This is a genomic window from Aquirufa nivalisilvae, assembly GCF_004307455.1.
Classification (GTDB): Bacteria; Bacteroidota; Bacteroidia; order Cytophagales; family Spirosomataceae; genus Aquirufa; species Aquirufa nivalisilvae.
The window spans coordinates 728,150-744,741 of record NZ_SEWX01000005.1 but is presented as its reverse complement, the minus strand read 5'-3'; the positions used below and the strand labels follow the sequence as shown (position 1 = coordinate 744,741).

Below are 16,592 nucleotides of genomic sequence, written 5' to 3'. Positions count from 1 at the left end.
GTAGTCAATTATTAGAAATTAGGGGAATTAGTTATTGATATTCCCGTAAGTTTTTTGCTTGTAAGACGCACGAATCAATTCAGTACGGCGAGCGATAGATGGTTTTTCGAAAGCAGATCTTCTACGCAATTCTTTAACTACACCCGTCTTCTCGAATTTCTTTTTGAATCGCTTTAATGCTTTGTCTATTGACTCGTTTTCTTTGATTGAAATTATTAACATGTACGTAATGATTTTTAAAATGTCCGCAAATATAACTCTTTGTTTTTTTACATGCAAACCTTAATTCAAGATTTTAAGAGATTTATTCGAGTTCCAAATGCTGTTTTTTAGCTAAATTTGTATTTCATTTTAACAAGAGATATGTCAGAGTTTAAACGAACCACTGTTACTGCAGCTTTAATTTATGCCAATGGGCCTATTCATATCGGTCATTTGGCTGGATGTTATTTACCTGCCGATATCTATGTTCGTTTTTTAAGACTTCAAAATAGAGACGTTATTTTTGTTTCTGGAACAGATGAACATGGTGTGCCTATCACCATCAAGGCTCAAAAAGAGGGAAAAACTCCACAAGAGGTAGTGGATTATTATTACAAAGAGATTAAGCAATCATTTGAGGAATTTGGGATTTCATTTGATATATATGGAAGGACGTCTGATCCTGTTCATCACAAACTATCTCAGGAATTCTTTTTGAAATTATACCAAGAAGGTAAGTTTATTGAAGAAGTAACAGAGCAGTTTTACGACGAAGAAGCTGGTCAGTTTTTAGCTGATCGTTATATCGTAGGAGAGTGTCCTAGTTGTCATCAGCCAGGGGCTTATGGAGATCAATGTGAGAAATGTGGTACAACTTTGTCTCCCAATGAGTTGATTAATCCTAAATCCACTTTAAGTGGTTCTGCACCGTCTTTGCGTCCTACAAAAAACTGGTTTTTGCCTTTAGATCAATGGCAACCAGAACTAGAGAAATATGTGGCTTCTCATGCTGATTGGAAGCCCAATGTAGCTGGTCAGGTTAAATCTTGGTTAAATGATGGCTTAAAGCCCCGTGCGATGACACGTGATTTATCTTGGGGAGTTCCTGTGCCGATTGAAGGGAACGATGGAAAGGTGTTGTATGTGTGGTTTGATGCTCCCATTGGTTATATTTCTATGACCAGTCAATTACGTCCCGATTGGGAGAAATACTGGAAAGATAAAGAAAGCAGAATCGTTCATTTTATAGGTAAGGATAATATTGTGTTTCACTGCTTGATTTTTCCAGCTATGTGCATGGCTCATGGAGAATATCAATTAGCTGATCAAGTTCCTGCGAATGAATTTATGAATTTAGAGGGGGATAAAATTTCGACTTCTAGAAATTGGGCGGTTTGGTTACATGAATATTTGCAAGAATTTCCAGGTAAACAGGATGTTTTACGCTATGCCTTAACGGCTTCAAGCCCTGAAACGAAGGATGCAGATTTTACTTGGGCCGATTTTCAGACGAAAAATAATTCTGAATTGGTAGCCATTTTAGGCAATTTTGTCAATCGAGCATTTGTGCTTTTGGATAAGAATTTTGAATCAAAAGTGCCTGCAAAATTAGAAGATACCATCCTTGAAATTGAGTTAAAGAAAGCGGTAAGTGAAATACCAGAAAAATTAGCAGCTGCTTTAGAGGGGTATAAATTTAGAGATGCATTGGTGTATGCTATGGAAGTAGCTCGATTAGGAAATAAATATTTGGCTGAATCGGAACCTTGGAAGTTGATGAAGGAAAGTCCTGAAAAGGCGGGTCATGTATTGAATTTTGCCATTCAATTAGTTTCTCATGTTAGCATTGCTTTGGAGCCATTTTTGCCATTTACAACGCAAAAATTGAGAAATGCATTGGGAATAGAAAAGGCAGATTGGGCTTTGTTAGGAGATTTTGAAAGTATACCGGTGGGGACGGTATTGAAAAATCCGGGTTTATTGTTTGAAAAATTGGAGGATGATGTCATTCAAAAGCAAGTAGATAAATTACAGCAAACGAAGCAACAGATGTTATTGCAATCTAAACAACCTAATCCCATCAAAGAAACTGTTGATTTTGAGAGTTTTGCCAAGATGGATATCCGAATTGGTCAGATAATTGCGGCTGAAAAGATGGAGAAAAGTAAGAAGTTGTTGAAGTTGACTGTTGATGATGGTTTACGTCAACGTACTATTTTGAGTGGAATTGCGGAGCATTTTCAAGTGGAAGAAGTGCTTGGGCGTAAGGTAACATTCTTAGCCAATTTGGCTCCTCGTAAAATGATGGGCTTGGAAAGCGAAGGAATGATTCTGATGGCCGAGGGTCAAGATGGAAAATTGTCCTTTATTGAACCTGAATCAGGAATTTGGAATGGTGCCACAGTGAGTTAATTAGGGCATTTTAGGCATAAAAATAAGGTCAGAAGATGCTTCTGGCCTTATTTATTTAACCTCTAAACCTATTTAACTATGAAAATTTATACAAATATATATGATTTCTTAGAATAATATAAGATTAATGCAAAAAAAATTATTGTATCATTTAGATTAAATAAAAAAGGTGTCGTTATCAACAACACCTTTTTTTATTACCTCTAAACCTATTTAACTATGAAAACTACTTACAATCTAATTTTTGAATACAACAACTAATTCTGCGTTTTGTTCCGATTCCAAATCTAATTTTGAATCGATTACCGGTTCTTGACCTAAAATTGCCCAGATAGTATTGATGGCTTTTGCCGATTTGTTAATCTCTTTCATCCAGTTTAACGATTTTTCATCCGAGAAATTTTGCGCTTGGCGGGAAATTGTCTGGATAGTTTGGTTGAACGTGATTTTATCTTGTTTACTTGCATTTAAGTATTCTGCTTTTCCATTTTGATAATCTTCTAATATAGAGATAGTTAAGCTGGCCGCAGATGGCTTAGTTGCGTTGTGATCTTTCTTTATAAAACTCTGAATTACTTCAGATAAAGTTTCTTTCTTGATAGACAAATTACTTGTCGACGTTTCGTTGCTACGATTTGTACCGCTTGCTTTTGTTTCCGCTCCGATTAGGCTTAGTCCAACTAAACAGCTAATCACTAATAAATTCTTTTTCATAAGTTTTGTTATATTTATTTCCTAAATCAACAATACAAAATTATTGTATTTTTTCGATATAGCAAAACTTGAATTTAGACAATTTGTAATATAAAAATTCTAAAAATTTGTTTTTAGGCTAAAAAATCAGAATATTTTATATGTTTTTTATATTTATTCGGAATAATATTTGGCAATACTTATTGATACATTTTGATAATTCTAATTTGAAAATTTAGGAATAATTCAAAAATTCTTTAAAAAGTACAATTACTGATTGTATTTATTCATTGTTTGTTGGATGCCTTCCAAGCAAAATGTTTCAATGAATGGGATGGACCTCTCTAAGACCTCTGGAATTAGTCCTAATTCTTCTTCGGAAAAGTTACTAAGTACATATTCGGCTTGTCGACCTTTGGGAAAATTGTCGCCAATACCCATTCTTAGCCTAGGGTATTCACTACTTTGTAGGCTTGCCTCAATACTTTTTAAACCATTATGGCCACCACTGGAACCTTTAGGCTTTAAACGAAGTGTTTCAAAGGGTAATGCCAGGTCATCTACAAGGATTAATACGTTTTCTTTTGGCACTTTGAGATGTTGCATCCAATAATTCACGGCCTTACCACTTAGATTCATGTAGGTGTTGGGCTTGATGAGGTGAATTTGATGACCTTTTAATTTATAAGAACACTGGCTAGCATATCTATCGGGTGAGAATTTCAAATCTTTTAGTTTGGCTACATAATCCAATGCCATAAATCCTATATTATGGCGAGTAAAAAGATATTCAGGGCCAATGTTGCCTAATCCTACAATCAGATAATTCATAAGTCAATTTTTGACAAAAGTACAAGCAAATTTTTTAGAAGACAGCTTTGACCTTAACTTAGTAGAAAAATTTGATATGAATAAAATTGCTTGTATTACAGGGGCCAGTTCAGGAATTGGTTTAGCAACTTCTAAAGCTTTAGCTGACTTAGGGTTTCATTTAATTCTTTGCGGTAGACGACGTGAACGATTAGAAGAATTGCAGCAATCCATATCATTACCTAGTTATATATTAACTTTTGATGTTCGAAATTGGACTGAAGTAGAGCAAGCTTTTCAAAGTTTGCCAATTGAATGGAAAAACATTGATGTGCTGGTTAATAATGCCGGAAATGCCCATGGACTTGCTCCTATACAAGATGGTGACTTAGAAGACTGGGATGCCATGATTCATGGGAATGTTAATGGCTTATTGTATGTATCTAAAATGGTTATACCAGAAATGATACGGAGAGAGCAAGGGCATATTATTAATATGTCTTCTATTGCTGGTAAGCAAACTTATGCTAATGGGAATGTGTATTGTGCTTCCAAAGCGGCGGTAGAAGCTTTATCGCAAGGTATGCGTATTGACCTCAATCCTTTTAATATCAAAGTATCCAACATTGCTCCAGGAGCAGTTAATACAGAGTTTTCAGCAGTACGTTTTAAAGGTGATTTACCAAGGGCAGCATCTGTTTATCAAGGTTTTACACCATTGGAAGCTTCGGATATAGCTAGCTTGATTGCCTATATGGTAGCTTGTCCAGCCCATGTGAATTTAGCGGACGTGACAATTTTACCAAGTGCACAAGCTTCAGCTACACAAATCAAGAAAGTGTTGTAATTAGTCTATTCTTTGACGTAAAGCTTCGTAGATGATGACACCTGCGGCAACTGATACGTTGAGAGAGCCTACTTGTCCCGTTTGAGGAATTGCAGCTAGTTCATCAGACTTTCGGATAATCTCATCTGAGATTCCATCTTCTTCCGAACCTAGAACGATGGCAGTAGGTTCTTTAAAGTCCTTAGAATAAACGGAATCTTTGGTTTTTTCTGTACAGGCAATTACTTTTAAACCAGCATTTTGTAAGTATTCAATCGTGCTGATTAGGTTTTCTTCCCGACAAACCGGTAAAAAATTTAATGCCCCAGATGATGTTTTCATGGCATCTGCATTAATCTGAGCAGCTCCACGAGAAGGAATCACGATGGCATGTACGCCAGCGCATTCTGCAGTACGTGCTATAGCTCCAAAATTTCTTACGTCAGTGATTCGATCTAAAATTAGAATTAAAGGAGTTTGACCTTTCTCAAATGTATCTGCAATGATATTTTCGATCTTGGCATAATGAATGGCAGAAACGAAAGCAATGGCACCTTGGTGATTTTTACGAGTAATGCGATTAAGCTTTTCAATTGGTACTTTCTGTACCTGAATGCCTTTTTCTTTGGCTAATTCTAAAATCTCAATACTTCCTAATTCCCTTTGAACTAGAAGGCGGTCAATTTCCTTTCCAGCACGAAGCGTTTCTAAAACAGACTGAATTCCAAATACAAATTCTTTATTATCTGTTTTTGGGGTTGTAAAATGCCTAAATGGCTTCTTAAAAGGCTTGGGATCTTGATCGAATGACACGTTGAATAGCTATAATGTCCTGCAAAGGTCGGGATTTTTTTTCATTTTTCTTTAAAATCCTTATCTGGAGCTAAATCATGCATCGAAAAGTAAGGTTGATTCGCAGATCTGTTACCTTTTTTGATTTGGCAAGAGCATGTTTCCAATGTTCTTGAATTGCCCCCTTCATATTGATTAATTGCCCATTTTCTAAATCCAAACTTCTTTTTTCACCTGTGGCGAGATGTTTTAAATCGAATCTTCTTCGGCAACCTAAACTTAAAGAGGCAATGCTTGAATGTCGCACAATGGACCTTTCATTATCTGCATGCCAGCCCATGCCTTCATTTCCATCATGATACAAATTCAATAAACAAGCATTGTATGTAGCCTGACAAATTTCTTCCACTTGGGATTTGATCTCCCAAAGGAGTGGAGTCCAAGTATGAGCATGTTTGACACTTCCTGAGTACTGATATGTCCTACCTTGATCTCCATACCAAGCTACTTTTCGAGCGGTAATATGGGTTTTTCCAAATATTCTAACTTGATCATGTTCCCAAGCTATACTCTGTAATAAGTTATTTAAGTTGGCATTAGCCTGAACTTCACTATAGATTTTGCCATAAGAATATAATTCTCCATCAAAAGGAAGTAAATTTTGTATGTTTTCTAATGCTTGCATGGCAAAACTAAGCTAATTAAAAATCCTGACTCCTATTAGGAGTCAGGATCAAATTACATGCCCGAAATTAAATCAAATGAATCGGCTTATTTTATGGTTAGGTATTATTTTCATTTAAATGGAGATAAGTTTTAATGTTTTCTACATAAACTTCAAATGCTTTTTTTCCAGTTTCTGATATGTGTATGATGGTTAAGGGATAATTATTTTTGAATGTTTTCTGTATTTGGACGTATCCTGCCTCATGTAGTTTTTTTAATTGATGACTTAAATTACCTTGGGTAGTTTGTGTTTCCTTTAATAGATCATTGAATTGGGCATGCTTTACTGTAAGTAAAATCGACATGACCGCTAGTCGTACAGGTGAATTTAATATAGGGTCTAATTCATTAAACATGTTGAGAAATTAGATTTGGCATGACATTGCCTATGAGCATACAAGCGCCATTGAGCAGTAATTGTTGCTGAAAGGGTAGGTATAAGCAGTAGATGGCCCCTATTCCAAATAGGATGCCACATAGAATGAATAATCGGTTTTTCATCATGAAACCAGATATACTAGTACCAATTCCAACGCAGACTAATATAGATGGGAATGGACTGTTCTGATAGAATAGGGAAATGTAAAGAGAGATTCCCATGGCGATATACAGCGTAAACCACATGGTTAGTACAAAATGATTGTAATAACTTAAAGTGGTCTTTTTACCTGAAATTCCCCAAAATAAGCTCAGAATTAGTCCTATGCTTGGGAAAAAAATCCAAGGAAAATACCAAGCTAATGAAATATAGTTGTTTAAAATGGCATATTGAGTGAAACTAGCTACTGCAATTAATATTCCCCAGAGGATGTAAAATTTTCGTTGAATGTGATAATCTTGACGAGTAGAGTTGACTACTTTTTGGATTATTGCGAGACTTTCATGAGGTGTAAGTATAGTTTCTGACATGTTTTAGTGGTTTAGTGTTTGCAATATTAATGTAGTTTGCAATGCAAACCAAATTATTTAGAAAAAAATATTTATTTGAATATTCCTACCTTTGTAATCAAATTCATGAATATGTATAAAACTACTGAAATTGCCTCCTCTGAGATTGCATCGGATAATCCGATTCACCAACGTCTATTATTTCCTTATTTACATGTAAGTCAATTAGTATCCGGAGATGTATTGGAGATTGGATGTGGTACTGGTAGGGGAGTAGGTGTATTAGCGCCGCAAGTCAGTAATTATACTGGGGTAGATAAGAATACAGAATTGATGCAGGAGTTAAGCCAAAAATATCCTTCATTTACCTTTATTGACATGTTTTTGCCTCCTTTAAAAGATTTGCCATCCAATCATTATGATTTTGTGGTAACTTTTCAAGTGATTGAACATATCGAAAACGATGACTTTTTCCTTCAAGAAGCAGCTAGGGTATTAAAACCAGGTGGTAAATTATATTTAACTACAGTTAATAAGAAATTCTCTTTAACACGTAACCCTTGGCATGTAAGAGAGTATGATGCCATCAGTCTCCAAAAATTGATGGAAAAACATTTTTCTACGGTAATTACAGAAGGGATTCATGGAAATGATAAAGTGATGGCTTATTATGAAGAGAATAAAAAATCGGTTCAAAAAATTACTCGATTTGATTTTTTAAACCTTCAATACAGATTGCCAAGAACCTGGTTACAAGTTCCATATGATATTGCTAATCGGATGAGTCGTTTGATTGTTTCTAAAGCTAATAATCAACTAGTAGATTCCATTCAAGTGGATGATTATTCGTTAAATCAGACTCCAGATACGTCTTTTGATTTCTTTTACACCGGTATAAAATAGTACCATGGAATTCATAGATCCAGCTATTGATGCTTATTCTAGGGCATTTACTGAGCCTGAAAGTGATTTGTTGAAGCGCCTAGATCGTGAGACTCACGCACAAGTCTTACAACCTAGGATGTTATCTGGGCATTTACAAGGACGATTTTTGGCGCTCATCTCTTCCTTACTTCAACCTAATTTAATCCTAGAAATTGGCACTTACACAGGTTATTCAGCTCTTTGCTTAGCAGAAGGCTTAGCGCCCTCTGGTAAATTAATTACCATAGATGTCAATGAAGAATTGGAGCGCTTTACTCGGTCTTTCTTAGAAAAATCTCAGCTAAGCTCACAAATAGATTACCGAATTGCTGACGCCAAAGATGAAATTCCAAAGATCCAAGAAGAAATAGATTTAGTCTTTATTGATGCAGATAAACGTAACTATACCTTATATTTTGATCTTGTCGTGGATAAGGTAAGAAAAGGAGGTTTAATCATCGTAGATAATGTCCTTTGGAGTGGAAAGGTAGTCGATGAATCAGCCAAAGATAAATCGACTCAAGCATTGAGAGATTTTAATCAAAAATGTTTAGATGATCCACGAGTAGAAAATCTACTACTTCCTTTAAGAGATGGTCTTTTAATTCTTAAAAAGAAAAGTTAAGGCTGAATTTTCAATTTTTGACCTACTTGAATCGTTGGTTTTTTGCCTAATTTATTCCAATCGGATAACTTTTGAACACTTATGCCGTATTGAGAAGCAATTCTAAATAATGTTTCTCCGGCTTTCACTTGATGAAATTTGGGGCTAGCAGGTGTCGTTTTAGTTTCTACTGTTGCAAGGGTTTTTACGAGTGAAGTTTTTGGGGTCTCCTCCATTACTTTCACTTCAGATTTTTTTTCTTTTTCGGGAGCATCCGATCGGATCGTAATTTCTCTACTTACGGCAGGGTCAATGTAAATCGAACTCCCTGTACTTTTGATCGTTACTTTAGGTTCTTCAACGATAGCTTCTTCTTGTTTCTCTTTAGATTCAACGACTTTAACAGGGGCTTTTTTTGCTTTTTCATCCAATTGCTCTGCAATTAATTCCAGCATAGGTATTTTGCGAACTATTTTGATTTTTTGACCTAAACTAATTACTGAGCTCATTTCTAAATCGTTCAGTTTTAATAATTCGGGCAATTTCATTTCAAATTTGCGCGCAATGGAACTTAGACTTTCGCCAGATTCAACGGTATGAAAACGAGTTTCTACTTTATCGCTTAAAATGGGTTTATGTTTTTTCTTTGGGTATAATGCTTCTTGTGGAATTTCTGTTTCCACATATAGTTTATTGGTGTCATTCGAGGCTATTAGAGCGGAGCTTTGAGCGGCTAAACTTACATTTCCTTTGGATTCAAAAATAGAAATATTGGAGGGATGATACAGTGTATATTCCTTATCATCGGGCACCCAGTCCTTTAATACCCAAGAATTGTATTTTTTCAAATCATCGTAACTAACTTTCCATTCATCAGATAATTCCATCAGGTTTTTGCCTTTTACCTGTTTATAGGTGATCATGCTAGGAGAATCAGTGGCTACTTCTTGAGAATTCAATTGTAATTCTGTTTCCCAAAAATGTTTGTAGGCTAAAAAACGTAACACGTACCAGTCGGTACTTGAATCAACCTCAATCAGGGATTTTCCGAGCCAGTCTGTTGCTAAAGGCATTTTTTTTAAGGTGCCTAACCCTAATCGGTAGGAAAGCAAGGTGCTTAACCAGTTATCTAATACGGTATTATTTCGACTCAAGTAATTGACAGCTCCCTTGGTAGCTTCCATTATGTGGCGCCTTTCGTCTACTTCTTTATTCACTTTTAAGCCAACGTCCTTGGCTGTTTCTAATTTAAATTGCCAATAACCTACGGCATTGGAAGTAGAAACGGCATTGGGGTTCAATGAACTTTCTTGAACGCATAAGTATTTAAAATCATCGGGTATATTACCCTCTTTCAAAATGGGCTCAATCAATGGAAAAAATAGCCGCATTTTCTCTTTCATCATCCCAACAAATTTCTTGTTGGCGCCAAGCATGGCCCATTCTTTTTCTAAAATGGGTTTGGCAGAAGGATGGATAGCCACACGTAAATTGCCCAGACTTAAGGTGTCAGGACGTGTGATAGCATGTACAGAGATTAATGAACAGCTTACAAACAACAAAAAAAGAAATAGTAGCTTTTTTTGATTCATACGTAATGGGATAACAAAGCAATGAGAGCTTTTAAAGCCTATTTTATGTAAAATTACCAAATATTCTCATTTAACGGTTTTAAAATAGGATTATTGCTAATTCTCCTTTTGTTTTAAGAGCTTGCGAATATCTTTACCTTTGTGAAAAATAGAAAAAAATGATTTTAATTGACGATACCGTTATCAGTGAAGATGTAGCCGATGAATTTTTTGTATGTGATTTAAGTAAGTGTAAAGGTGCATGCTGCGTGGAAGGTGATTTAGGAGCACCCTTAGAAGAAGATGAACTGGCTATAATAGAAAGTATTCAGGAGCAAATAGCTCCTTATTTATCGGAGGAAGGTAAAGCTGTCATTGAAAAAGTAGGGACATGGGTCAAAGATGAGGATGGCGATTTTTCAACGCCAGTTATTGAAGGAAGAGAATGTGTGTATGCCATTTACGATGATAAAAAATACCTGAAGTGTGGTATTGAACAAGCTTTTTTTGATGGAAAGATTGACTTTAGAAAACCTATTTCTTGTCATTTATACCCCATTCGAATTGCTAAATTAGCAGAGTATCAGGCATTAAATTATGATCGCTGGAGCATCTGTTCTGATGCTTGTTCTCATGGTAAACAATTAGGAGTACCGATTTATAAATTCTTGAAAGAACCCTTAATCCGTAAATTTGGTGAGAAATGGTACAGTGAGTTGGAGAAAGAAATAGAGGAGAGGAAAGAAGAGAAGTAAATTTTGAGTTATCAATTACAAGTTATAATTGATCGTGTATAAGTTAATGTGTTAAAAATGGCTGCCAATCTCAATTCCTTTGATGCAATTTATCAAGTTGTTCAACTGATTCCCCAAGGAAAAGTGACTTCCTATGGAGCTATAGCAGCATATTTAGGGATGAAGGGTGGCGCAAGAATGGTGGGTTGGGCTATGAATGCTTCCCACACATTGGAAAATGTTCCTGCTCATCGTGTGGTGAATCGAAATGGTTTATTAACCGGTAAAAATTTCTTTGGAGGGAATCGGATGCAAGAACTTTTGGAAGCGGAAGGAATTCAGGTGAAAGATGACAAAATTGTGAATTTTCACCTACATTTTTGGGATCCTAGTTCTGAGTTATAACCAATGGATTTCGGCTATTAATCAATCTGACTAACAAATTTTTTACCCCCAAGCATGCGCATTTGTCGTTGGATGGTATTACTTCTACGTTGTACGTAGTTTGATGGGTTTTGAATGGAAAAACGAATGGGATTGGGTAAAACGGCGGCTATTCTGGCAGCTTCGGCACGACTCACCTCTGAGGCAGAATGACCATAGAACTTTCGACATGCTGCTTCAACTCCAAAGGTCATTTTACCAGTTTCAGCCACATTGAGATAGACTTCTAGTATTCTTTGTTTGCCCCAGATTAATTCAATCATGAAGGTAAAATAGGCCTCTAATCCTTTTCTAAGGTAGCTTCTTCCTTGCCATAAGAAGACATTTTTGGCAACTTGTTGAGAAATAGTGCTCGCACCTTTGATACGTTTCCCTTTCATATTATGGCGCATGGCACCCCACATGGCTTCAAAATCAAATCCATTATGCTCTGGGAAAAGCTGATCTTCAGATGCAATTACTGCCAAAGCGCAGTTTTTATCAATTTCTGAATAGGAAGTCCAATTGGAATAAATTTTACTAGGCTTGCCTTCCATGATCGCATCAATTTTACGGCTAGCCATGGTAGGAGTAAAGTATATGGGAAGAAATTTCAATAAAACGATCATCACCAATGAGGCAATCCATGCATAAAAAACAAACCAAGCCAACTTAATGAGGTACTTTTTGAAGATACTTCTAGATTTAGCACTTGAACTAGAATTAACTTTTCCGAATTTAGACGATTTTGTGGCTAGGCGCGCTTCTTTCGTTAAGTCAATTCTTTTTGCCATTGAGATGTTGAGGTATTACAGATTACAAAAATACAATCTTAATTGAAATGCAGGTTTAAATTAGAAAAATATCACTACTCAATTTATCTGCAATGAGTTTCCCTGACTCTGTTAAGATTAAAAATCCATCTATTTCTTTTGCCCATTGTCTTTCTTTCCATTCATTAATTTCTACGATCGGGAAGCTTTGGTTTATTTCTTCGATTGACTGTTTCAAATATGCCAAATCCAGGCCCCACATTGTTCTTAATCGGGTCATGATGTATTCATTAATGCGATTTTCAGGACTCAGATGTTCTACTTCAAAATAGGGGTTCCCTTGCTCTATGGCTAATAAATAGGATTTGTTATTAGCAACATTCCATTGGCGGCTATGGTAATTAAAACTATGAGCAGAAGGACCAATTCCTAGGTATTCTTCTTGGTTCCAATAGCTCGAATTGTGTTTGGAATAACGCTTGTTTTTGGCAAAATTGGAAACTTCATAAGCTTCGAAACCAGCAGATTGTAATAGCTGGTGACTTAATTCAAAATGAGCAGCCATTTGATTATCTGGTGTTTCTTTGAGCAAGCCTTTATCTTTTTGTTTTCCAAATACGGTTCTGGGCTCAATGGTCAAACTATAAGCTGATATATGATCAACATTTAGTGAAATAGCTTGTTGAATGTCAAACTCTGTATCAGACAAATTATGGTCCTTTAGGCCATAAATGATATCTATGCTCATGTTTTTTAAGCCCAAATCTTGAGCCTTCTTTATCGCTTCTATCGATTGCTCGCTGCTGTGGTTTCGGTGTAGGTGTTTTAGACTTGAATTATTAAATGTCTGAATGCCAACACTTAATCGGTTTATCCCAATTTTTTTTACCTGTTGGATATATTCCTTGCTCAAATCTTCGGGATTTGCTTCCAAGGTAATTTCAGCACCTGGGTTGATTGAATATAGTTGATTGATTTTATCAAAAAGCTGATTTAATTGAAATTCAGATAATAGAGAAGGAGTACCCCCTCCTAAATATATGGTATCAATTTGCTTATTACTTAAATAGTCTTTTTGTATTTCTAATTCCTGCACCATAGCATTTACCATCACCTCTCTTTGAGAAAGTACCGTCGAAAAGTGAAAGTCACAGTAGTGGCATGCTTGTCGACAAAAGGGAATGTGTAGGTACAGATGCAAGGGATTCCTTAAGGTTCAAAGATTAGGTAACTAAGCTGATCTGGCACAAACATCTCTTGTGCTAAGGTTTGTAACTTATCCGAAGTAATGGCATCAATTTGTAGGAATAATTCATCCAAACTTTCAATTTTCTCTCGATCAAGTAAGTTTTTAGCCATCATAAGCATGAAGTTTAAATTACCTTCTTCTGCCATGGCTAATTGACCTTTTAGTTGCGACTTGATTTTTTGCAAGGCAGGACCTGACAAAGCTTTTTGCTGAAGCTTTTCGAACTCCCTCATAATTAACTTGATGGATTTATTTACTTGATTAGGTTCTGTACCAAAGTAAATAGCCCAAAAACCGGAATCAATATAGGATGTAAAGCTAGCTTCAATGGAATAGACTAATCCATGTCTTTCTCTGACGGAAACGTTTAATAAGGAGTTCATTCCTGGTCCTCCTAAAAGATTTATCAAGGTAAAAAAGGCCATCCGATTGGGATTAGCTAAGGCATAAGATTGCCTACCTAATGCCACGTGAGATTGGGTCACGCCTCTTTTCACGACTTTTCTTTCAGGAAGCATTAAGCTTGGCTGAATGCGTTTTAACTGTTGTTTTTTTGCTTCAATATGTCCCAAATGTTTTTCTGCCCAAGCAAAAACTTTATCATGAGGTAATTTTCCGATGGATGAAAATACGATGCGCGATGTATCCACATTTCTCTCAATGAACTGAATCAAATCGGATTGTTGAAAACGTTGAACGGTTTCATTCGTTCCCAAAATATTCATTCCTAGAGAATGATTGGGGAACAATAATTCGTCGAAATCGTCTTGAATAGCATCTTCTGGAGAATCATAATACATGGACATTTCTTCCAAAATGACACTGCGCTCCTTTTCTAATTCCTTTTGAGGGAAAGTAGAATGAAAGGTGATATCAGCTAATAATTCTAAAGCTCGTTCATAATAGGGACTTAAAACGGAGGCATGAAAACAAATCTTTTCTTTGGTGGTGTAGGCATTTAATTCTCCTCCGATAATTTCTAAACGATTGATAATCTGTATATTATTTTTCTTTTGAGTGCCTTTAAATGCCATGTGCTCCCAAAAATGAGCCAGACCTTGCTCGGAGTCATTTTCATCTCGACTACCTATGTCTAGCATGATGCCTACATGCGAAATTTCTGTATGTACAACTTGTCGGTGGACAAGGATAATGCCATTGGAAAGCGTTCGGGTTTGAATCGAATTCATGTAGTCAATTGGATAAAAATGTCCCAAATTTAACTAATTTTATGGCCATTTCATTCATTTTTTTCTATGCTTGAGCATTCCAAAGTCCTTTTGATTCAAACAGCTTTTTTAGGGGATGCTGTATTAGCTACTGCTTTATTAGAGAAGATTCGAAATGAATCTCCAGATACAGAAATCCACATTTTAGTTAGAAAGGGAAATGAAAGTCTTTTTAAGGCCTATCCTTATCCTAACTTGCGACGAGTTTGGACCTACGATAAATCAAAAAAATGGTCTTCTTGGTTGGAATTACGTCATGATCTGAGCTCCGAGCATTTTGATGCAGTTTTTGTCATTCAACGTTTTTTTGGCATGGGACTGTTAAGTTTAAATATTGGGGCCAAGCGAGTTGTTGGCTTTGATAAAAATCCTTTGTCATTATTTTTTACCGAGAAGGTTAAACATGAATGGGGGACAGGGGTTCATGAAGTAGAAAGAAATACAGCCTTAGTCCAATCTTGGTTAGGAGGGAAGGTGTATAGACCTTGTTTAAAAGCAGCAGATATAGGTTTAGGGCCTGAAATGAGAAAGAAGGAATACATCTGTATTTCTCCAGGGAGTGTTTGGGAAACCAAGCGTTTACCTATCCGAATTTGGATCGAATTTATTCAACTCTTGCCTCAAGATCAAGTGGTTGTGTTGATGGGCTCGCCAGGAGAAATTGATTTATCCAATCAAATTGCCGAAGCATTTCAAGGAAGTAATCGAGTGATATTAAATGAAACGGGTAAGCATCCTTTATTGGCTTCAGCTTATATATTTCAGCAAAGTAAGATGAGCTTTGTGAACGATTCAGGTCCCATGCATATTTGTTCGGCAGAAAATGTACCAACTGTCGCAGTTTATTGTTCTACTGTTCCATCTTTTGGCTTTGGACCGCTAGCTGATTGGAATCGAATTGTTGAAACAAAAGCGGCATTAACCTGTAGACCATGTGGTGACCACGGGAAAAAGAATTGTCCTTTAGGACATTATGCTTGCGGAGAAGGCATTGAGGCAAATGCCATTTTTCAGGCATATCAAGAATATTTAAGCGCGGGAAGCCAGTAAATACAGCACGGCCATTCTTACTGCGACTCCATTTTCTACTTGATCTAAGATGATGGAATGGGGAGAATCGGCGGCATCGGAACTTAGTTCCACACCTCGATTGATAGGGCCTGGGTGCATCAAGACAATTTCCTTTGGCAATTCATCCAGCATTTTTCTCGTGATTCCAAAGAATTGGGCATATTCTCGAAGCGAAGGGAAATACTTGATTTGTTGACGTTCTAATTGAATTCTCAAGACATTGGCAGCATCGCACCAAGCTAGCGTGTCTTTCACATCATGAGATACTTCCACGCCTAGACTCTGTATGTGCTTAGGGATCAAAGTGCTTGGTCCACAAAGTCTAACTTGGGCTCCTTGTTTTTTCAAGGCATAAATATTGGAAAGGGCCACTCGAGAGTGTAAGATGTCACCAATGATGGCTATTTTTTTGCCCGCTAAATCACCCAGTTTTTCTCTAAGTGAAAAGGTATCTAACAATGCTTGTGTCGGGTGCTCATGTGTACCGTCCCCTGCATTGATGATATTGGCTTTTATGTGCTTGGATAAATAATGTGGAGCACCTGGGCTGGCATGTCGCATGACAATCATGTCCACCTTCATGGCCAAAATATTGTTGACCGTATCTAGTAAGGTTTCTCCTTTTTTAACGGAACTTCCTGAAGCTGAGAAATTAATGGTATCGGCAGAAAGTCTTTTTTCTGCTAGCTCAAAGGAAAGACGAGTCCGAGTAGAATTCTCGAAAAACACATTGGCAATGGTCACATCACGTAAAGAAGGCACTTTTTTAATAGGTCGGTTTAGGACCTCTTTAAATTCTTTGGCCGTTTTTACTATCAGGTCAATGGATTCTGCATCCAGGTCTTTTATTCCTAATAAATGTGGCGATTTCAACATATTTATTTC

19 protein-coding genes are annotated in these 16,592 nt (G+C 36.5%); 7 read left to right on the top strand and 12 right to left on the bottom strand.

Annotated elements, in window-relative coordinates; translation table 11 throughout:
* Positions 1–27 precede the first annotated feature (27 nt).
* The gene (gene rpsU / locus EWU22_RS10130; RefSeq protein ID WP_109323208.1) at positions 28–222 is read right to left on the bottom strand and encodes a 30S ribosomal protein S21; all 195 of its coding nucleotides are present in this window, start codon (positions 220–222) and stop codon (positions 28–30) included.
* Positions 223–363: 141 nt separating this feature from the next.
* Here rpsU and metG point away from each other — a divergent pair, with 141 nt between their 5' ends.
* Positions 364–2,394 (top strand): methionine--tRNA ligase, encoded by a 2,031-nt coding sequence (gene metG / locus EWU22_RS10125; RefSeq protein WP_130925430.1) that lies wholly within the window; start codon positions 364–366, stop codon positions 2,392–2,394.
* Positions 2,395–2,631: 237 nt separating this feature from the next.
* Here the strand turns inward: metG and EWU22_RS10120 are convergent, their stop codons facing one another.
* Together EWU22_RS10120 and pth are read right to left on the bottom strand one after the other, a co-directional pair.
* Entirely contained in the window at positions 2,632–3,108 is a 477-nt protein-coding gene (locus EWU22_RS10120; protein WP_130925429.1) for a hypothetical protein, read from the bottom strand.
* 249 nt (positions 3,109–3,357) lie between these two features.
* The gene (gene pth, locus EWU22_RS10115; RefSeq protein ID WP_130925428.1) at positions 3,358–3,918 is read right to left on the bottom strand and encodes an aminoacyl-tRNA hydrolase; all 561 of its coding nucleotides are present in this window, start codon (positions 3,916–3,918) and stop codon (positions 3,358–3,360) included.
* Between the two features lie 76 nt (positions 3,919–3,994).
* On the opposite strand from pth, the gene EWU22_RS10110 reads away from it, so the two are divergent.
* Positions 3,995–4,744, top strand: a complete 750-nt coding sequence (locus EWU22_RS10110; protein WP_130925427.1) for an SDR family NAD(P)-dependent oxidoreductase — start codon at positions 3,995–3,997, stop codon at positions 4,742–4,744.
* Here EWU22_RS10110 and rlmB read toward each other — a convergent pair whose 3' ends face one another.
* The 4 genes from rlmB to EWU22_RS10090 all read right to left on the bottom strand — a co-directional run bounded on the left by rlmB (position 4,745) and on the right by EWU22_RS10090 (position 7,150).
* Positions 4,745–5,536, bottom strand: coding sequence for a 23S rRNA (guanosine(2251)-2'-O)-methyltransferase RlmB (rlmB, locus tag EWU22_RS10105; RefSeq protein ID WP_130925426.1), 792 nt, complete (start codon positions 5,534–5,536; stop codon positions 4,745–4,747).
* Between the two features lie 70 nt (positions 5,537–5,606).
* On the bottom strand, positions 5,607–6,200 hold the full coding sequence (locus EWU22_RS10100) for an alpha-ketoglutarate-dependent dioxygenase AlkB family protein (protein ID WP_130925425.1): 594 nt from the start codon (positions 6,198–6,200) through the stop codon (positions 5,607–5,609).
* A 97-nt stretch (positions 6,201–6,297) separates the two neighbouring features.
* Positions 6,298–6,597 carry a winged helix-turn-helix domain-containing protein gene (locus tag EWU22_RS10095; protein ID WP_130925424.1) on the bottom strand — a complete coding sequence of 100 codons (300 nt, stop codon included), beginning with the start codon at positions 6,595–6,597 and terminating at the stop codon, positions 6,298–6,300.
* Complete coding sequence (locus EWU22_RS10090) at positions 6,590–7,150, bottom strand: hypothetical protein (RefSeq protein WP_130925423.1); 561 nt, start codon at positions 7,148–7,150, stop codon at positions 6,590–6,592. The genes EWU22_RS10095 and EWU22_RS10090 overlap by 8 nt, the downstream gene beginning before the upstream one ends.
* Before the next feature lie 111 nt (positions 7,151–7,261).
* Between EWU22_RS10090 and EWU22_RS10085 the strand changes: the two genes are divergently transcribed.
* Together EWU22_RS10085 and EWU22_RS10080 are read left to right on the top strand one after the other, a co-directional pair.
* Entirely contained in the window at positions 7,262–8,032 is a 771-nt protein-coding gene (locus EWU22_RS10085) for a class I SAM-dependent methyltransferase (protein ID WP_130925422.1), read from the top strand.
* Positions 8,033–8,036: 4 nt separating this feature from the next.
* Complete coding sequence (locus EWU22_RS10080; protein ID WP_130925421.1) at positions 8,037–8,678, top strand: O-methyltransferase; 642 nt, start codon at positions 8,037–8,039, stop codon at positions 8,676–8,678.
* Here the strand turns inward: EWU22_RS10080 and EWU22_RS10075 are convergent.
* Positions 8,675–10,249: a LysM peptidoglycan-binding domain-containing protein gene (locus tag EWU22_RS10075; protein WP_130925420.1), complete on the bottom strand. Its 1,575-nt coding sequence runs from the start codon at positions 10,247–10,249 to the stop codon at positions 8,675–8,677. The two genes, EWU22_RS10080 and EWU22_RS10075, sit on opposite strands and share 4 nt — an antisense overlap.
* A gap of 158 nt (positions 10,250–10,407) precedes the next feature.
* Here EWU22_RS10075 and EWU22_RS10070 point away from each other — a divergent pair, with 158 nt between their 5' ends.
* Positions 10,408–10,983, top strand: a complete 576-nt coding sequence (locus EWU22_RS10070) for a DUF3109 family protein (protein ID WP_130925419.1) — start codon at positions 10,408–10,410, stop codon at positions 10,981–10,983.
* Between the two features lie 57 nt (positions 10,984–11,040).
* Positions 11,041–11,367 (top strand): MGMT family protein, encoded by a 327-nt coding sequence (locus EWU22_RS10065; RefSeq protein WP_130925418.1) that lies wholly within the window; start codon positions 11,041–11,043, stop codon positions 11,365–11,367.
* Between the two features lie 17 nt (positions 11,368–11,384).
* On the opposite strand, the gene mtgA is transcribed toward EWU22_RS10065, so the two are convergent.
* Genes mtgA through EWU22_RS10050 form a run of 3 tightly spaced genes read right to left on the bottom strand, consistent with a single transcriptional unit; the run spans position 11,385 to position 14,597 of the window.
* The gene (gene mtgA / locus EWU22_RS10060; protein ID WP_130925417.1) at positions 11,385–12,179 is read right to left on the bottom strand and encodes a monofunctional biosynthetic peptidoglycan transglycosylase; all 795 of its coding nucleotides are present in this window, start codon (positions 12,177–12,179) and stop codon (positions 11,385–11,387) included.
* 55 nt (positions 12,180–12,234) lie between these two features.
* Positions 12,235–13,359 carry a radical SAM family heme chaperone HemW gene (gene hemW, locus EWU22_RS10055; RefSeq protein ID WP_130925416.1) on the bottom strand — a complete coding sequence of 375 codons (1,125 nt, stop codon included), beginning with the start codon at positions 13,357–13,359 and terminating at the stop codon, positions 12,235–12,237.
* 8 nt (positions 13,360–13,367) lie between these two features.
* Entirely contained in the window at positions 13,368–14,597 is a 1,230-nt protein-coding gene (locus EWU22_RS10050; RefSeq protein ID WP_109323192.1) for a M16 family metallopeptidase, read from the bottom strand.
* 66 nt (positions 14,598–14,663) lie between these two features.
* Here EWU22_RS10050 and EWU22_RS10045 point away from each other — a divergent pair, with 66 nt between their 5' ends.
* Positions 14,664–15,686 (top strand): glycosyltransferase family 9 protein, encoded by a 1,023-nt coding sequence (locus EWU22_RS10045; protein WP_130925415.1) that lies wholly within the window; start codon positions 14,664–14,666, stop codon positions 15,684–15,686.
* Here the strand turns inward: EWU22_RS10045 and EWU22_RS10040 are convergent.
* On the bottom strand, positions 15,666–16,583 hold the full coding sequence (locus EWU22_RS10040; protein ID WP_130925414.1) for an aspartate carbamoyltransferase catalytic subunit: 918 nt from the start codon (positions 16,581–16,583) through the stop codon (positions 15,666–15,668). The genes EWU22_RS10045 and EWU22_RS10040 overlap by 21 nt on opposite strands.
* Between the last annotated feature and the right edge of the window lie 9 nt (positions 16,584–16,592).